10 protein-coding genes and 1 tRNA gene are annotated in these 15959 nt (G+C 63.1%); 6 read left to right on the top strand and 5 right to left on the bottom strand.

Translation table 11 applies throughout. From position 1 onward, the window contains the following. The first annotated feature begins 51 nt into the window (after window positions 1–51). Together ACLE20_RS03160 and ACLE20_RS03165 are read left to right on the top strand one after the other, a co-directional pair. A complete protein-coding gene (locus tag ACLE20_RS03160) occupies window positions 52–759 on the top strand; it encodes a helix-turn-helix transcriptional regulator (protein WP_410938779.1) in 708 nt (235 codons plus the stop codon). 81 nt (window positions 760–840) lie between these two features. Further along, complete coding sequence (locus ACLE20_RS03165; RefSeq protein WP_410938780.1) at window positions 841–1230, top strand: hypothetical protein; 390 nt, start codon at window positions 841–843, stop codon at window positions 1228–1230. Window positions 1231–1258: 28 nt separating this feature from the next. Here ACLE20_RS03165 and rirA read toward each other — a convergent pair whose 3' ends face one another. Together rirA and ACLE20_RS03175 are read right to left on the bottom strand one after the other, a co-directional pair. After that, a complete protein-coding gene (rirA, locus tag ACLE20_RS03170) occupies window positions 1259–1735 on the bottom strand; it encodes an iron-responsive transcriptional regulator RirA (protein WP_410938781.1) in 477 nt (158 codons plus the stop codon). Window positions 1736–1971: 236 nt separating this feature from the next. Beyond that, entirely contained in the window at window positions 1972–3468 is a 1497-nt protein-coding gene (locus tag ACLE20_RS03175) for a CoA-acylating methylmalonate-semialdehyde dehydrogenase (RefSeq protein WP_410938782.1), read from the bottom strand. Window positions 3469–3582: 114 nt separating this feature from the next. On the opposite strand from ACLE20_RS03175, the gene ACLE20_RS03180 reads away from it, so the two are divergent. Beyond that, on the top strand, window positions 3583–4464 hold the full coding sequence (locus ACLE20_RS03180) for a LysR family transcriptional regulator (RefSeq protein WP_410938783.1): 882 nt from the start codon (window positions 3583–3585) through the stop codon (window positions 4462–4464). Window positions 4465–5868: 1404 nt separating this feature from the next. On the opposite strand, the gene ACLE20_RS03185 is transcribed toward ACLE20_RS03180, so the two are convergent. Next, window positions 5869–5945 (bottom strand) — tRNA-His (locus ACLE20_RS03185). 263 nt (window positions 5946–6208) lie between these two features. After that, on the bottom strand, window positions 6209–6646 hold the full coding sequence (locus ACLE20_RS03190) for a phasin (protein ID WP_410938784.1): 438 nt from the start codon (window positions 6644–6646) through the stop codon (window positions 6209–6211). A gap of 352 nt (window positions 6647–6998) precedes the next feature. Here ACLE20_RS03190 and ACLE20_RS03195 point away from each other — a divergent pair, with 352 nt between their 5' ends. After that, window positions 6999–11117, top strand: coding sequence for an ATP-binding protein (locus ACLE20_RS03195; protein ID WP_410938785.1), 4119 nt, complete (start codon window positions 6999–7001; stop codon window positions 11115–11117). A 280-nt stretch (window positions 11118–11397) separates the two neighbouring features. On the opposite strand, the gene ACLE20_RS03200 is transcribed toward ACLE20_RS03195, so the two are convergent. Beyond that, window positions 11398–13350 carry an acetoacetate--CoA ligase gene (locus ACLE20_RS03200; RefSeq protein ID WP_410938786.1) on the bottom strand — a complete coding sequence of 651 codons (1953 nt, stop codon included), beginning with the start codon at window positions 13348–13350 and terminating at the stop codon, window positions 11398–11400. 236 nt (window positions 13351–13586) lie between these two features. On the opposite strand from ACLE20_RS03200, the gene ACLE20_RS03205 reads away from it, so the two are divergent. Both ACLE20_RS03205 and ACLE20_RS03210 read left to right on the top strand, forming a co-directional pair. Next, window positions 13587–14690 (top strand): polyamine ABC transporter substrate-binding protein, encoded by a 1104-nt coding sequence (locus ACLE20_RS03205; protein ID WP_410938787.1) that lies wholly within the window; start codon window positions 13587–13589, stop codon window positions 14688–14690. Window positions 14691–14812: 122 nt separating this feature from the next. Beyond that, window positions 14813–15955 (top strand): ABC transporter ATP-binding protein, encoded by a 1143-nt coding sequence (locus ACLE20_RS03210; protein ID WP_410938788.1) that lies wholly within the window; start codon window positions 14813–14815, stop codon window positions 15953–15955. Window positions 15956–15959 lie beyond the last annotated feature (4 nt).

The raw sequence follows: 15959 nt of genomic DNA on the forward strand, positions 1-15959 counted from the left end.
CTACAATTTGGCGATAGACTCGCGATTCTGCACTATATGAAGGTGTCCCCCGTGGCGACCCTCTTGAGTAATCATCGCTGTTTCGAGTTGAGCGCCGACCTGGAGAAGGCGCTCAACCGAGTCGATTTCTTCCGCCTGTTCCACACCGCGACGCTCAGCCATGGATTCGACCATTTCGGCGTGATGCAACTGGGGAGCGAAGCGGACACCTCCCCCCTCACGTCGCGGCTGGTGCTGCACGATCTGCCCTCCGGGCTTGCCGAAGAATATGATCGGCGGCACCGCTTCGCCGGCTCGGCGCTGCTGAAAAGCCTGCATGCCTCCACGATCGCGTCCGTGTGGAAGGCAGATGATGCGGCCGAGGATGGGCAGAACATCGCCGCGCAGCTCGGTTTCGAACTGCTCGTCTGCTGTCCGGTCGCCACCATCACTGGACAGCGCTTTGCCGTGCTCTATTTCGGCGATAATGAAGATATTGAGAAAGCCGCGCTTTATGGACTCAGCTACGAGTCGGCCGCCATTTTTGATTATTTCGCGCGGATTTCGCTCGCCAACAAGTCGGGCATGGGTTTGACGCCGCGGGAGACGGAGATTTTGCGGTGGATCTCGCATGGCAAAACGGCGAGCGAGATCGCGCTCATCGTCTCCGTGTCGGAACACACGATCAATTCGCACACGGCCACCATCCTGAAGAAGCTGGACGTGGTCAATCGCACGCAAATGGTCGCCAAGGCGATCCGCGAGCAGATCATCCAATAGGATGCCCGGGATGCCTGCCGGTGCTGCGGGCTGCCCTCCTCTTCCAATTAAGCAATTGAGCGAAGACGAACAGAGCGCCCGATGAGCCAGACCGTTCATATTCTCCTTGTCGACGACGACCCAGCCGAGCAGATTCTCCTGGCCCGCCAGCTGCGCAAGGTGCAGAACTTCGATCTCGCGCTCACCTATTGCGAAACGGTGGATGCTGCGCTGGCGCTGATCGCCTCCGGCGAGCCGGTGTCGATGGTGCTGATCGACAATCGCCTGCAGCACGAAGTCGACTTCCGCAAGACCGTGCCGCTGATCCGCCAGGCAGGATTCATCGGGCCAATCGGGGTCATCTCGTCGTCGCTCGCCGATCCCTACTTCCAGGCCTTTGAAGACTATGGTGTCGATTTTCGGCTCGACAAGGCCGAACTCGACCCGACCTCGATCGAGTTTCTGCTGCGGGAATATCTCGCGGCGTCCTGAACCCTCTCCGTCACCGTGCGGTTGCGAATCAGGCCGCCGTTTGCGGCTGGATCCGCGGCGGACGCGGGAGATTGTCGATGCCGAGCAGGAAGTTGATCTGCGGGCGTGCCTTGACGAGATCGTCGATCGAATACTGGGCAAGCACTTCGAAGAAGGCGTTCAGCGCCTTGCGCAGCGCGGCATTCAGCCCGCAGCTGTCGACCAGCGGACAGTCGATCTCGCCCGCCTCGAAACATTCGGCCATGGCGAAACTGTCTTCCGTCACCTTGACGATGTCGAAGAGAGAAATGTCGGTGGCCGGCTTTGGCAGACGCACGCCGCCATTGCGGCCGCGCACGGTTTCCACGAGACCCGCCTTGCTCAGTGGCTGCAGGATCTTGAACAGGAAAAGCTCCGACACGCCATAGGCCTTGGCGATTTCCGGAATGCGGCTGAGACGCCCGTCATTGGCTGCGCAGTACATCAGCATGCGAACGGCGTAGTTTGTCTGCTTGGTCAGGCGCATTGCGAACTCCGCAGGTGAGGACGGGGAGGATCCCGTTCCGCCGATGGCACCGGCAAGAGGCCGGCCGCCATCGCGATCAGGCAGCAGATATAGGACGCATTGCAGTTTGGAACAATTCCAAAAAGCAGCAACCTTCCTCGAAAGGTCAAGAAAAGCACGCCGCTCGGCCAGAGGGCGAAACGCAGAAAAGGGGCCCCCATCCCGGAGCCCCTCCCCTCCCGGCCTTGGCGGCCAGTCTACTTCATGGTCGGCATGACGAATTCGGCACCGGACTTGATGCCCGAGGGCCAGCGGCTGGTCACCGTCTTGGTCCGCGTCCAGAACTTGATCGAATCGGTGCCATGCTGGTTGAGATCGCCGAAGGAGGAGGACTTCCAGCCGCCGAAGGAATGATAGGCGAGCGGCACCGGGATCGGCACGTTGACGCCGACCATGCCGATATTGATGCGCGAGGCGAAATCGCGGGCCGCATCGCCATCGCGCGTGTAGATCGCGACGCCATTGCCATATTCATGCTTCATGGGCAGCTCGAGCGCCTCCTCATAGGTCTTGGCGCGCACCACCGAGAGGACCGGCCCGAAAATCTCGGTCTTGTAGATGTCCATGTCCGGCGTCACATGATCGAACAGGCAGCCGCCGACGAAATAGCCGTCCTCATAGCCCTGCAGCTTGAACCCGCGGCCATCGACGACCAGCTTGGCGCCTTCTTCCACGCCCTTGTCGATGAGGCCGAGAATGCGATCGCGCGCCTCCTTCGTGACGACCGGGCCCATATCGGCCTTCTCGTCCGTATAGGGGCCGATGCGCAGGCTCTCCACCATGGGCGTCAGCTTGTCGATCAGCCGGTTGGCCGTCTCTTCCCCGACCGGCACCGCCACCGAGATTGCCATGCAGCGCTCGCCGGCCGAGCCGTAGCCGGCGCCCATCAGCGCGCTCGCCGCCTGGTCGAGATCGGCATCGGGCATGATGATCATATGGTTCTTGGCGCCGCCGAAGCACTGCGCCCGCTTGCCGTTCAGCGCCGCCGTTCCATAGACGTAGCGCGCGATCGGCGTCGAGCCGACGAAGGAGACGGCGGAAATATCGGGATGGGTGAGGATCGCATCGACCGCGCCCTTGTCGCCATTGACGACGTTCAGGATGCCGGCCGGCAGGCCGGCCTCGATCATCAGCTCGGCAAGCCGGATCGGCACGGAGGGATCGCGCTCGGACGGCTTGAGAATAAACGCATTGCCGCAGGCGATCGCCGGGGCGAACATCCACATGGGGATCATGGCCGGGAAGTTGAAGGGCGTGATGCCCGCGCCGATGCCGACCGGCTGGCGGATCGAATACATGTCGATATTCGGCCCCGCGCCTTCGGTGAACTCGCTCTTCGACAGATGCGGAATGCCGATGACGAACTCGCAGACTTCGAGCCCGCGGATGATATCGCCCTTGGCGTCCTCGATCGTCTTGCCATGTTCGCGGGACAGGGTCTCCGCCAAGCTGTCCATGTTCTCGTTCAGGAGTTGAACGAACTTCATGAAGACCCGCGCGCGGCGCTGCGGATTGGTCGCCGCCCATTTCGGCTGCGCCGCCTTGGCATTTTCGACGGCAGCTGCGAGCTCCTGATCGCTGGCGAGAGCGACGGTGCCCTGGATCTCGCCGGTGGCGGGGTTGAAGAGAGTGGCGGTGCGCCCGCTGGTGCCGGCGACGCGTTGGCCGCCGATGAAATGTCCGACCTCGGTCATGTGATCCTCCCGGTTGATTATGGTCGAAGGATCGCACTACAGTTCTCACAGATCAACGCGCGATTTTCAGCAACCGTTGTGCGGAAGTTATAGCCCATGGTCGAAGGCGGCGGGATGAACTGGGACGATGTGCGGCTGTTTCTGGCGGTGGCGCGGTCGGGGCAGATCCTTGCCGCCTCGCGCCGGCTCGGCATCAACCATGCCACGCTCAGCCGGCGGGTGACGGCGCTCGAGGAGGCGTTGAAGACCAGGCTGCTCGTGCGCCGCACCAATGGCTGCGACCTGACGGCGGAAGGCGAAGTCTTCCTGCACGCCGCCGAGCGGATGGAGGCGGAGATGCTCGGCGCCCAGAGCCGGCTCGGCCGGGTCGACGGGGCCATTTCCGGCACGGTGCGGATCGGCGCGCCGGATGGGTTCGGCGTCTCCTTCCTCGCGGCCCGCCTCGGCGCGCTGACAGCACGCTATCCGGCGCTGCGCATCCAGTTGGTGCCGGTGCCGCGTTCCTTCTCGCTCTCGCAGCGCGAAGCCGACATCGCCATCACGCTGGAACGCCCCGAGCAGGGCCGCCTCGTCTCCGCCAAGCTCACCGACTATACGCTCGGCCTTTATGCCTCGGCGGGATACCTGGCCGAGTATGGCGAGCCGGAGACCATCGAGGCGCTGAAGGCCCATCGCCGCATCGGCTATGTCGAGGACCTGCTCTTCACCGCCTCGCTCGACTTCACCGGCGAAGTGATGCGCCACTGGGATGCGACCTTCGAGATCTCCAGCGCCACCGGACAGACAGAGGCGGTGCGCTCCGGAGCCGGCATCGGCATCCTGCACAATTACATCGCGCGGCTAGACCCGATGCTGATCCGCATCCTCCCCGCCACCACCATTCGCCGCGCCTACTGGACCACCTACCACGAAACCGCCCGCGACCTCGCCCGCGTGCGCACGGTGGTGGAGTTCTTGCAGGCGGTGGTGGGGGAGGAGCAGGCGGTGTTTGTGTAGGGGTAGAGGTGTCGTCAGATACATTTCGCTACTTCGCTAGGCTTCGTCCCAACAACCTCTACCGACTGCACTTTCTTCCGAAGACAGAAAATTTTATGCGAACTACGTCCGTGTCGACATTTACTACCTGCTCGAATCGCCTAAGAATTGCTTCGTATAGGAATCGACAATTAGGAGGAGCATAACGTGCCGCGCATTAGGGAGTCGGATTTAGTCATCCCAACCTTGAGGATCTTGGCAGCTAGCCCTACTGGCTTTGCCGCGACATCTACGCTTATCGAAGAGCTAGAAGATTACTTCGCGCCTGAGGGAGTCGACGCTGCTTTGCTGCAGGGGAGGAACGACTCGCATTTTAGCCAGAAAGTGCGAAACCTCGTATCTCACCGGCAGGCGTCAACCGGCTTAGAGAGACGCGGCTGGGCGACCTACCAAGCAACGCGTGAAGGGTGGACGATAACTGACACCGGAAGACATCTTCTTAGTCAAATGGACGAGGTGGACGAATAGTCGTACTTGCGTTCAAGCAAGCGCCTGCAAGGCGGAACCCAGGTAAGGCGGGAATTCATCTCTTCTCCCTTCTGCCACACAAACCAAGCGTAACCGGTGGCCGTCGACGCTTTAGGATCGACGCGTCCCTTAACCATAGGGACGCGCTCAGAAAATTGCGCGAAGACTGTGGGAGGTCTGAGCCTAAAAATGCTCTCGTATCGTCCAACGCTTTCCAGGAAAACCGTGCGCGCCAGTATTGCCACACCCCGACGCGCTACAGTCATAGCCCGATCGACAAACTCTTCTGCCAGTCGAAATGGCGGATTTGTAATAACCCAGTCGTGGGAGAGTGCTTCGTACGGGAACGTGAGAAAATCTCGGACAGGTGCGTAGCCGTAGGGAAACGCGTCGGCGGAATTCACGTGAAGAAAGTATTCCGCCAAGGGGCGAGACATGTAGCCCCTACCAGCGGCAGGTTCCAGACAAGTAAGAGACGCAACCTCGTCCCTACCGATAACGTGTTCAATCAACGCCCTCGTTGCCCAGGGCGGAGTAGGAAAATCATCCGCGCTATCTTTCGCCTCGTGCCGCTGCGCCATGACTGCATGTGAAGTGTTTTGCATTCTAACTCCATCGAGACGTGGCATTAAGTTCAATCTTAAAAACGAGGCGGCTGACTAAAACTAATGAACTCAGCATACGGGACGTATCCAGATTGATTTCATTGATTCGCTGTGACGCGCTTGAGCCTAAGCTGAGGCTAGTAAAAAAGACATAGTAGCAAACGCCTAATGAATTTGGGTGGGAAAGGAGGCTTTCCGTCAACAGCAACCCCATCAGAAGAAGCTTGAAGGTCCAGCTAAAACCTCAGCATCCATCAAAATGGGTATGCGACTGACGCTGACATAAGAAAAGTGGTACGGTTGGGGGGTCTCGAACCTCCGACCTCAGGTGCCACAAACCTGCGCTCTAACCAACTGAGCTACAACCGCACGGGGACCGGCGCTGCGCTTTTTAGGCGCGGCGGTCTTGGCGGGTGAAATACGGGGAGAGAGCGGTTTTGGCAAGCCCGAACTTGGGGCTAAGGGGCAAAAACTTCGCGCGACCTACCGGAGATCCGAAACGAGAAAGGGCCGGATGCGGAGCATCCGGCCCTTGGGAGGCACAGTCTTGCGAGGGCGCGCTGCGGCGGCTAGCTCGCTGGCGGCGGCGGGGCGGCGGCTAGCTTGCAGGCGGCGTGCGCTTAGGCTGTGGATCAGACTGCCTTGAAGCTGGAAACGGCCTTCTGAGCGGCGTCCTTGCTCGGCTGGACGACGCTTTCGGCCACCTTGCGGCTGGTTTCCTGCAGGGCGCGGGCCTGTTCGATGGCGAGTTCCGCCTGCTTGCGCACGAAGGACGTCTGCAGCTCGAACAGCTCGGAGAGCGACTTGGCATTCAGCAGGGCTTCGAGATGCGAGAGCGAGCTGTCGGCATTGACGCGCAGCGCTTCGATCGCCTTCAATCCCAGCTCGACTGAGCCGGCCTGGGCGCTTTCGACCGTGGCTTCGACGGTCTTGGCCGCATCCTCGGCAGCAGCCTTGATCTTGGCATAGGCGTCGCGCGACTGGGCGGCGCCCTTTTCGGTGAAATCACGGAAGCTCTCGGTGACCTTGCTGGGGTCGAAGCTCGAGAAGGAAAAGATATCCTGGGCCATTGTCTCTTACCCTATCCTCTGTCTGACCGCGGTGTCAGATCGGTTGCGGTTTATGTGTCTCGTCATGTCCGGCGGCATTTCGCCCAGACTATGGTCGTCTCAAACAATGATGGGTAGAGGCGCGCACGCCGCAAAACCCACATGCGTTATAGAGCTATAGCACAACCTATGTTGCACTGCAACATGAGTTTGCGCCGCAATATGTGTCAATCCTGAACATTAACCCTGCTTGCCGAAACAGGTCGCTCACCGGGGAGAAAACAGGGGGGCTGCTGGACCCTTGTGCAGGGCACGGCTATTAATAGAGTGTTAACGCGGTCGAGACGCGCAGATCCCTGAAGCCGGATACCTCATGCCCGTAAAGTCCTATCCCTTCATTGACATTGCCGTTCACGAGCGGGTGCGGGCGCATTTTGCGCAAGGGGATGCCGTCTGCCTGTTTGCGCCCGATCTCTCCGGCGTCCTCTGGTCGAATGGCGAAGGCGCGGCGCTGTTCGGCGTGCCGTCGATTTATGATTTCCTGGAGATGGGCCCGCCGACCGGCGATGTCGCCTTCCGCCAGTTGCAGGCGGCGGCGCGCGCGCTGCTTGCCGTGGGCGAGAGCCGGCGCTTTACCATGCGCATTCCTCAAGGGTTCCGCAGCCTGACGGTTTCGGCCTCGGTCGAGCGGATTGCGCTGCGTCCCGGTGAACAGGCCGTGCTCTTTGCCACCCCGCGCCCTGGAGCTGCGCTCGCGCCGGCCGAGGCTGCGGCGCGGATGATTTCCGGCTTCGACGACCCCGATACGCATATGGCCGTGCTCGATGGCGATGGCGGCATCGTCGCCGCCTCGCCGGGCTTTGCCGCGCTCGGCATGCGGCCGCAGACGCTTGCCCATCTCGTTGCCGCCGTCGGACGCGACAGCGACTGGCTGTTGAAGCGGCCCGTGCCGACCGGGCGCGGCACGCTGCCGGCGGCGATCGGCAAGCTCTCGGAAGCACCCGCCCTCCATCTTCTCTTCGCCGTGGAAACCATCCTCGGCCATCTCGACGCGACGCCGGATTTCGACGAGCCGCTGGCACCCGCCGCCCCGGTCGCGCCCGACGCGGAGCTTGCCGAGCCCCAGCGCGCCGAACCAAAGCCAGCGGAGATCGAACCCGTTGCGCGGGAAACCGAAGAGGCGGAGAGCCCCGCTCCTGCCGACGTGACGTCGATTGCCGCCCCTCCGCAGAGGGAGCCGGAGGTCGAGGCTCAGCTGGACGACTCTTTTGAGCCGGACGTTGCCACAGAGGACGCCATTGCCACAACCGGCGACGAGGCCCCGCTTCTCGACGCGGCGCATGATCTCTCGGATGAGGAACAGGCCGTCTTCGAATGGAGCGAGCCAGACGAGGCCGCGTCTGATGCCCTGGCCGATGATGCCGAAGCGCCTGCAGCGTCGGCGGATCTGACTGCGGAGCCCGCTGCCGAAGAAACCTTGAGTGACGTCGCTTCGCCGGCGGTGGAAGAGACGGCGGCGACGCCCGAAGCGGACATGCCGGTCGCCGAGGAGCAGCTGCTCGTGGAAGACGAGCCAGCCACGAGTGAGCCGGTTGAAAACGATCGGGCTGAGAGCGAGCCGGTCGATCAAGAGACGCCGCCGCTGCCAGCCGCTGCCGCCGTCGCGCCGTCTGCGCCGGAGGCCAGGCCTGTGCCGCCGGTGGCGGACGGCGTGGAAGCCGGCTTCCGCTTCGACCCCGCCATGCGCGCGGTGCGCTTCGTCTGGAAGATCGGCGCGGATGGGCGCTTCAGCGAGATTTCGCCGGATTTCGCGCTGGCCGTCGGCCCGCGTGCGGCCGATGTCATCGGCCAGAGCTTCGAGGAGCTTGCCGCCCGGTTCGGACTGGATCCCGACGAGACGATCACGACGCTGCTGCGCCGCCGGGATACATGGTCGGGCAAGACGGTCTTCTGGCCGGTCGAAGGCGAGGCGCTGCGCGTGCCCGTCGATCTCGCAGCGCTGCCGACCTATTCCCGCAACCGCGATTTCGATGGTTTCCGCGGCTTCGGTATCGTCCGCATCTCCGATCTCGTGAAGACGGACACGGTGCTGCTCGGCCCCGAGCCGCAGAGCGCAAACATCGAGGAGGAGCCGGCGACGGCGAGCACGACCCCGGCGGAACCGGAGACGGTGGACGCGCCCGACGTGTCGGACCCGCAGACGACGGCCGAGGAGGATCCCTTCCGCGGCGAGCGCCCGGCGCTGAAACTCGTCGAGACGCCATCGCGCCGCGCGACCGACAAGGTCGTGTCGATCGAGGAGCTTCGCAACGGCACGCCGGAAACGCTCAGCCGTGCCGAACAGGCCGCCTTCCGCGAAATCGCCCGCCAACTCGGCACCGTCTTCGGAAAGCGCACGACGCCGCCGGTTTCGACCGAGGACGAGACCGATCTGCCAGCGGACGAGCTGCTGGATGCGGCCGAGGGTGCGTCGACGCCGGAACCTGCAAGCCTGGAAGACAGCCTGCCGGCTGAGGTGGTCGCGGACGAGGCAGAGGCTTCGGAAGACACGATCCCCGACCTTTCGGCCGCCGAGGACGAGACACCGGCTGCGTCGTCCGCGGAACAGGTGGCACCGCAAGCCGCTGATGATCAGCACGGCGAAACGGCTGAGGGGGATCCAGCCGAGGCAACCGACGTGCCTTCTGCCGAGCCGGAAGCGTCCTCTCTCTCCGTTGCGACTCCGGCCGAGGACGATGAGATCGTTCTTGTTGCACCCGCTGCGGGCGAAGCCGAGCCGGACGAGGGCGAAGCTGTTTCCGACGAACCTGCCGAGCCGGCGTCCGCCGAGCCTCCGCTGCCGGACGAGCCGGAGGCGCCCGACACGATTTTCGACCTCCACAGCGACCAGAGCCGCGAAGGCGCCACGCTGAATGTGGCGACGCTCGATCGCATGCCGATGGCGCTTCTCGTCCATAGCGGCGACGAGCTCTACCATGCCAATTCCGAATTCCTGAAGCTCACCGGCTATACGACGCTCGAGGAGCTGCGCGTCGAGGGTGGCTTGGATGCGCTGTTTGTCGGTGAAGACGAAGGCTTGCTCGATACGCCGGATGGCGCGGTGATGATGATCCGCAATGATGGCCGGCTGGTGCCGGTGCAGGCGCGGCTGCAATCGATCCGCTTCGAGGATCGCGGCGCGGCGCTGATGATGTCGCTGGCCGTCGTCGCCCGCGAGCCCGCCTCGGCCGGCCCCGCCGTCACGCTTTCGCTCGTGCCGCCGGCCCGCCCGCCCGTCGTTGAGGAGCCGGAGGCGCCGCCGGCTGCCGAGCCGGACGCGGACAGAGCGGCGATGGAAGAAAGCCTCGCCGAGGCCGAGATGCGGGCGTCGGCCCTCGCCCAGGAAGCGGAGGAGCTGCGCTCGATCCTCGAAACGGCGACGGATGGCGTGGTGGTTATCGGCGCAGAGGGCGAGATTCGCTCGCTGAACCGCTCGGCGAGCGCCCTCTTCAATTACGACGACAGCGAAGTGCGCACCAAGCCCTTCGCCATGCTCTTTGCCCATGAGAGCCAGCGGGCGGTGATGGATTATCTCGCCGGCCTCTCCGGCCACGGCGTTGCCAGCGTTCTCAATGACGGGCGCGAGGTGATCGGCCGCGAGGCGGGCGGCGGCTTCATCCCGCTGTTCATGACCATGGGCCGCCTCTCCTCCTCCAACGGTTATTGCGCCGTCATCCGCGACATCACCCAGTGGAAGCGCTCGGAGGAAGAGCTGCGCGCCGCCAAGCGCGCCGCCGAGACGGCGAACGCCCACAAGACCGAGTTCCTGGCGCGCGTCAGCCACGAGATCCGCACGCCGCTCAATGCCATCATCGGCTTTTCCGACATGATGGCGAGCGAGCATTTCGGCCCGATCGGCAATGCGCGCTATGTCGAATATGCCGGTGATATCGGCCGTTCCGGCAGGCATGTGCTCGATATCGTCAACGACCTCCTCGATATTTCCAAGATCGAGGCGGGCGAGATGGAACTGGATTTCGCCGAGGTCGATATGAACGAAGCGGTGTCGGAGGCGGTCGCGCTCGTCCAGCCGCAGGCGAATATGCAGCGGGTGATCATCCGCACCTCGCTGCCCGGCACCGTGCCGGCGGTGGTCGCGGATCAGCGCTCGATCAAGCAGATCGCGCTCAACATCCTCTCCAACGCCATCCGCTTCACCCCGTCCGGCGGGCAGATCGTCGTTTCCACGGCCTACGAGCCGAATGGCAGCGTGATCTTGCGCATCCGCGACACCGGCATCGGCATGACCCGCAGCGAGCTCGACCAGGCGATGAAGCCTTTCCGCCAGGTGACCACGGGTGCGCGCAAGCGCGGCGATGGCACCGGCCTCGGCCTGCCGCTGACCAAGGCGATGACGGAGGCGAACCGCGCCACCTTCTCGATCCACTCCGCGCCGAACGAGGGCACGCTGGTCGAGGTCGCCTTCCCCTCGCAACGCGTGCTGGCCGACTGATCCTAAGTGCGGAGCGGCGCCGGACAAAAAAGAGGCGACCCGAAGGCCGCCTCATGAAGGTGATGCTGACGTTCCTGTCCGTTACGACTTCATGTCCCAAGCCGGCATTGCGAGACCAAGTGATGCCAGGCCGGGCCCGTCATGGCCCTTCGTCTGGTCCGAACCATGCGCGGACAAATCCTAAGGCTTTCTGAACACCGGCTCCTCAGATTCGAGGGGGTGGCGAGCACGCCGGAGCGCGGTCGCGCTACGCGCAGAGCATTAACTCGTCCTGGAGAGTTCAGCGCGACAGCACCTCCAACTTTTCATAGAGCGCCAGCGCCTCCGGATTGGCGAGCGCCTCCTTGTTCTTGACCGGGCGGCCGTGGACGACCTCGCGCACGGCGAGCTCGACGATCTTGCCGGACTTGGTGCGCGGAATATCGGCAACCGCGACAATGCGGGCCGGGACATGGCGGGGCGAGGCGCCGGTGCGGATGCGGGCGCGGATTGCCTTTTCCAGTTCCTCGGTCAGCGTGACGCCGGCGGCAAGGCGGACGAAAAGCACGACGCGCACATCGTCCTCCCACTCCTGGCCGATACAGAGCGCCTCGGCGACCTCCTCCATCTGCTCCACCTGATTGTAGATCTCGGCCGTGCCGATCCGCACGCCGCCGGGATTGAGGGTGGCATCGGACCGGCCATGGATGATGAGCCCGCCATGCGCGGTCCATTCGGCGAAGTCGCCATGGCACCAGATATTGTCGAAGCGCTCGAAATAGGCGGCGCGATACTTCGCGCCCTCCGGGTCGTTCCAGAACATGACAGGCATGCTCGGAAAGGCCTTGGTGCAAACGAGCTCGCCCTTCTCGCCCCGCACCGGCCGCCCCTCCTCGTCCCAGACATCGACGGCGAGCCCGAGGCCCGGCCCCTGGATCTCGCCGCGCCAGACGGGCTTCAACGGATTGCCGAGCACGAAACAGGAGACGATGTCGGTGCCGCCGGAAATGGAGGCGAGCTGCACATCCGGCTTGATACCCTCGTAGACGAAGGAGAAGCTTTCGGGCGACAGCGGCGAGCCGGTGGAGGTAATCAGCCGCAGTTGGGAAAGATCGTGGGTCTCGGAAGGCCGGAGCCCCGCCTTGCGGACCGCATCGATATATTTGGCCGAGGTGCCGAAGATCGAAAAGCCTTCCTCCTGCGCATAGTCGAAGAGGATGCTGCCGCTCGGATGGAAGGGCGATCCATCATAGAGGCAGAGCGTCTCGCCGCTGGCGAGCCCCGCCGCCAGCCAGTTCCACATCATCCAGCCGCAGGTGGTGAAGTAGAAGACCTTCTCCCCTTCCCGCGCGCTGCAATGGAAGCGATGCTCCTTGATCAGCTGCAGCAGCGTGCCGCCGGCACCATGCACGATGCATTTCGGCACGCCGGTCGTGCCGGAGGAGAAGAGGATGAACACCGGGTGGGAGAAGGGCAGCGGCGTGAAGGTGACGGCGCGGGCAGTGAAGGGAGCGATCGCCTGCTCCAGCGTCTGTGCCGTCGGAATGCGGGCGCTGAGCGCCGGCGCGTCGCCGCAATAAGGCACCACCAGCAGCGGGGCGCCGAGCCGGGCGGCCACCGCCACGACCTTGTCGGCCACATCCTGGCGCTTGCCATTATACCAATAGCCATCGCAGGCGATGAACAGCTTCGGCTCGATCTGGCCGAAGCGGTCGATAATGCCCTGTTCGCCGAAATCCGGCGAGCAGGAGGACCAGATGGCGCCGATCGAGGTGGCCGCAAGCATGAGCGCGATCGTCTCCGGCAAATTCGGCATCATCGCCGCGACCCGATCGCCGACGCCGATTCCCGCGGCCAGCATCGCCTGCTGCAGACGCGAGACCAGCGCATGCAGCGCATCGAAACTCATGCGGCTGCGGACCTTGTCTTCGCCCCAGAAGATCAGCGCATCGTCAATACCGGTCCGGCGCAGCAGATTCTCGGCAAAATTGAGCGTCGCATCGGGGAAGAAGCGGGCCTCGGTCATATGGCCCTCGTCCACCAGCGCGCGATTGCCCTTGGTGCCGATCACGCCGCAGACATCCCAGACTGCGCTCCAGAAATCGCCGCGCTCGGCCACCGACCAGGCATGAAACTCATCGATCGACGCAAAACGTTGCCCAAATCGCGTTTCACATGCCTCCATAAAGGCACGCATCGGCGTTTCGGCGGCAAAGGCCGGCGAAGGCTCCCAAAGCGGCAGGGTCGATTCCATCAGCACCTCCACATATTCCCTGCTCGATCTATCGCGCGGAAGCTGGATCGTAAATGGATGAAAAGGCTGAGTTCAAGTCTCCATGCATCGCCAAGCCCGCTCCGTCGCGTCGCGCGCTTCCCGTGAAGGTTAATGAAGACTGACTTGAGATTGGCAAGAAAGCTGCATAGCTTCACCAAGGCGTTGATTTGACCACCGGATCGCGTCGATGCATTCGAAGGACAAAGGGGAATGGCATGCCGACGATACCGAGACTGACGACGGGACTGCTGACCGCGCTGGCGCTTTTCGGCTCCACGGGCCTTGCGGCAGCGCAGGAGCGCGTCGTCAACGTCTACAACTGGTCCGATTATATCGATCAGAGCATCATCGAGGAGTTCACGAAGGAAACCGGCATCAAGGTCGTATACGACGTCTATGATTCCAACGAGGTGCTGGAAACCAAGCTGCTTGCCGGTGGCTCCGGCTATGATGTGGTGGTGCCGACCGCCTCCTTCCTCCAGCGGCAGATCGCCGCCGGCGTCTACCAGAAGCTGGACAAGTCCAAACTGCCGAACCTCAGCAATATGTGGGATATGGTGACGGAACGCGTGGCCACATTCGACCCCGGCAATGAATACAGCGTCGACTACATGTGGCTGACCACGGGATTGGGATACAATGTCGACAAGCTGAAGGCCGCTCTTGGCACCGACGAGAAGCCCGGTTGGGACGTTCTCTTCGATCCGGCCAAGGCGGAGAAATTGAAGGATTGCGGTATCCACGTACTCGACAGCCCAACCGATGTGATTCCCTCGGTCCTTACCTATCTGGGTCTTGACCCCAACAGCACCAAGCCGGACGATCTCGCCAAGGCCGAAGAGACCTTGCTGAAAGTGCGGCCCTTTATCCGCAAGTTCCACTCTTCCGAATATATTAATGCGCTGGCCAATGGCGATATTTGCCTCGTTCTCGGCTATTCGGGCGACGTCTTCCAGGCTCGCGACCGGGCAGCTGAGGCCAAGGCAGGGGTCAATGTCGGCTATTCGATCCCGGCCCAGGGTGCGCAAATCTCCTTCGATGTCATGGCCATTCCGGCCGATGCCCAGCATGTCGAAGAGGCCCATGAATTCATCAACTACATGATGAAGCCGGAGGTGGCGGCCAAGGCGTCCAACTTCGTCTACTACGCCAATGGCAACAAGGCCTCGCAGCAGTTCCTGAACAAGGACGTGCTCGAGGATACGGCGATCTATCCGCCGGCCGACGTCATGGCCAAGCTCTTCACCGTGCCGCCGCTCGACCCCAAGGCGCAGCGGATCCAGACACGGTTGTGGACCAAGGTCACAACCGGACAGTAAGCGCTTTTCAGACTTGCCCGGGTCCTGGATCCGGGCAATTTCCGTTCTGCAGTCGCCAGCCTTGCGGCCGGCCCCCCTTGACCCCTCGCCCGCGCGTCGCTCCGGGCCTTTCAGGATTGATCATGAAGTCACTCGGCAGCATCCGGCGCTCCTTCGCCCCCTGGGCGGATCCGACTTCCAAGCCTTACATCTCCTTCCGCAACGTGACCAAGAAGTTCGGCGATTTCACCGCCGTCAACGATCTCTCGCTCGACATCTATCCGCGCGAGTTCTTCGCGCTGCTCGGGGCATCGGGCTGCGGCAAGTCGACGCTTCTGCGCATGCTGGCAGGCTTCGAACAGCCGACCTCCGGCGAAATCGTGCTCGACGGTCAGAACCTCGCCGGTACGCCGCCCTATCGCCGGCCGGTGAATATGATGTTCCAGTCCTACGCCCTCTTTCCGCATATGAGCGTCGAGGCCAATATCGCCTTCGGGCTGAAGCAGGACCGGATGGCCAAGTCCGAGATTGCCGAGCGGGTCAAGCAGATGCTCAAGCTCGTCAAGCTGGAGCCCTTCGCCACCCGCAAGCCGCACCAGCTCTCCGGCGGCCAGCGCCAGCGCGTGGCACTCGCCCGCTCGCTCGCCAAGCGGCCCAAGGTGCTGCTGCTCGACGAACCGCTCGGCGCGCTCGACAAGAAGCTGCGCGAGGAAACCCAGTTCGAGCTGATGGACCTGCAGCAGGAATTGGGCCTCACCTTCGTCGTCGTCACCCACGACCAGGAAGAGGCCATGACCATGGCCGACCGCATCGCAGTCATGGCACATGGGCAGGTGGTGCAGGTGGCAACCCCGGCCGAGATCTACGAGGCGCCCAATTCCCGCTTCGTCGCCGACTTCATCGGCGATGTGAACATCTTCGACGGCACGGTAACCTCTGCGGATGGCACCAGCGTCCGCATCGACGCCGAAGCCGGGCTTGCGATCGAAACGCTGTCGCCCGAGCGGCCGCAGCCGGGCGCCAAGGCGGGCTTCGCCATCCGGCCGGAGAAAATCCGCGTGTCCAGCAAGCCGCCGGCCGCCGACGCCGTTAATGTGGCGGAAGGCGAGATTTGGGACATCGCCTATCTCGGCGACATGACCGTGTTCCATGTCAAGCTCGCCAGCGGCAAGGTGGTGAAAGCCTCGCTGCTCAATGCGGTGCGCGCGGTCGATGACCCGCTCGGCTACGAGCAGAAGGTGTGGATCTCCTTCGACCGGGATGCCGGCGTCGTTTTGAAGGATTGAGCGC

This window comes from Rhizobium sp. YIM 134829 (genome assembly GCF_046546455.1).

Bases quoted from the DNA above. Each gene is read 5' to 3' on its own strand.
- ACLE20_RS03165 (WP_410938780.1), top strand. From the start codon at position 841: ATGAGCCAGACCGTTCATATTCTCCTTGTCGACGACGACCCAGCCGAG.
- rirA (WP_410938781.1), bottom strand. From the start codon at position 1,735: ATGCGCCTGACCAAGCAGACAAACTACGCCGTTCGCATGCTGATGTAC.
- ACLE20_RS03175 (WP_410938782.1), bottom strand. From the start codon at position 3,468: ATGACCGAGGTCGGACATTTCATCGGCGGCCAACGCGTCGCCGGCACC.
- ACLE20_RS03180 (WP_410938783.1), top strand. From the start codon at position 3,583: ATGAACTGGGACGATGTGCGGCTGTTTCTGGCGGTGGCGCGGTCGGGG.
- ACLE20_RS03190 (WP_410938784.1), bottom strand. From the start codon at position 6,646: ATGGCCCAGGATATCTTTTCCTTCTCGAGCTTCGACCCCAGCAAGGTC.
- ACLE20_RS03195 (WP_410938785.1), top strand. From the start codon at position 6,999: ATGCCCGTAAAGTCCTATCCCTTCATTGACATTGCCGTTCACGAGCGG.
- ACLE20_RS03200 (WP_410938786.1), bottom strand. From the start codon at position 13,350: ATGGAATCGACCCTGCCGCTTTGGGAGCCTTCGCCGGCCTTTGCCGCC.
- ACLE20_RS03205 (WP_410938787.1), top strand. From the start codon at position 13,587: ATGCCGACGATACCGAGACTGACGACGGGACTGCTGACCGCGCTGGCG.
- ACLE20_RS03210 (WP_410938788.1), top strand. From the start codon at position 14,813: ATGAAGTCACTCGGCAGCATCCGGCGCTCCTTCGCCCCCTGGGCGGAT.